This is a genomic window from Actinotalea ferrariae CF5-4 (assembly GCF_000603945.1).
In the GTDB taxonomy this organism is placed as follows: domain Bacteria; phylum Actinomycetota; class Actinomycetes; order Actinomycetales; family Cellulomonadaceae; genus Actinotalea; species Actinotalea ferrariae.
The window spans coordinates 1-1,228 of sequence record NZ_AXCW01000489.1; the positions used below are offsets into that span (position 1 = coordinate 1).

Here is a 1,228-nt window from a genome sequence, read left to right on the forward strand (position 1 = left end):
GCTGCGGGTCGTGGCAGCCCGGCCGGGCGCCGTCCCCGACGGCGCCCCGACGTCCGTGGAGCAGGTCGTGGGCCGCGAGGCGCTGGTCCGGCTGCCGGCGGGCCTGCCGCTCGTGGAGGAGGTGCTCGCGGGCGAGCGCTTCGCCGTCCCGCCGCCCGAGGGCACGGTGGTCGTGGCGGTCCGGCTCGCGGACCCCGCGGTCACGGAGCTCCTGCGGCCCGGGGACCGGGTCGACCTCGTGACCGCGACGGCCGGGGAGGGGGACGCAGGGCCGGGCGCCGACGTCGTCGCCCGCGACGCCCTCGTCCTGGACCGGACGACGGTGACCGACGCCACCGGACCGCTCGGCCTGGGTGCCGACCCCGGAGCCGGGGCGGTCCTCACCGTGGTGGCCGTGCCGCCCGAGGACGGGCGGCGCCTGGCGGCGGTGGTCGGGTGGGCGGACGTCGGGGCCGTCCTCGTCGGGTGAGACCGCTACCGTGCTGACGCGCCCCGTCGGACCGGCCCGGGGCCCAGGAGAGGGGACGTGCACGGGATGCTGCAGGGCTTCAAGGACTTCGTCATGCGCGGCAACGTCATCGAGCTGGCGGTCGCGGTCGTCATCGGCACCGCCTTCACCGGCCTGGTCAACTCGGTGGTGGAGGGCCTGGTCAACCCGCTCGTCGCGGCGGTCGGCGGAGGGCAGGACCTCTCCGGGACGTGGACCGTCGCGCTCGGCAGCGGTGCGGACGCCCCGGAGATCTCCTTCGGGCTCGTCGTCGGCGCGGTGCTGAACTTCCTCGTCATCGCCGCCGTCGTGTACTTCCTCATCGTGCTGCCGATGAACACCCTCGCGAAGCGCCGCAAGGCGGGCGTCGAGCCCGAGCCCCCGGCACCCGCGGAGGACGTCCTCGTGCTCCAGGAGATCCGGGACCTGCTCGCCGCCCGCCGCGAGGTCTGAGGGCTACCGCTCGAGCGCGGGACCCAGACCACGAGACCCCGAGCGCCGGACACCGAGCGCGGACCCGTCGCGGCGACGTACCCGGCCGGGACCGCTCCGACGGGGTCGGGACGGCCCGGATCAGGCCCGGGGTCCCCAGTGCGGCGGGACGTCGCGCAGCAGCCGGTCGTCGTCGTCGGGCGCCGGTCGGTCGCCCCAGCCCTCGTCGGTCTCGTCCCTGCTGCTGCCCCGCGCAGCGCGGTCCGGCGGGCCCTGCGCGGGCGGCACGGTGCCGCCCACCGCCCGGCG

General features: G+C 77.4%; 2 protein-coding genes. Both read left to right on the forward strand.

Annotation, left to right across the window (positions count from 1 at the left end):
• Positions 1-469 (forward strand): CpaB family protein (locus N866_RS21735; RefSeq protein ID WP_162177348.1); only part of this gene is annotated, 469 nt, incomplete at its 5' end.
• A 66-nt stretch (positions 470-535) separates the two neighbouring features.
• Entirely contained in the window at positions 536-940 is a 405-nt protein-coding gene (mscL, locus tag N866_RS18965; protein ID WP_034229799.1) for a large conductance mechanosensitive channel protein MscL, read from the forward strand.
• The last annotated feature ends 288 nt before the right edge of the window (positions 941-1,228 follow it).

What these genes read in the sequence shown, in the direction of transcription:
- mscL (WP_034229799.1), top strand. Translation starts at nt 536, where the DNA reads ATGCTGCAGGGCTTCAAGGACTTCGTCATGCGCGGCAACGTCATCGAG.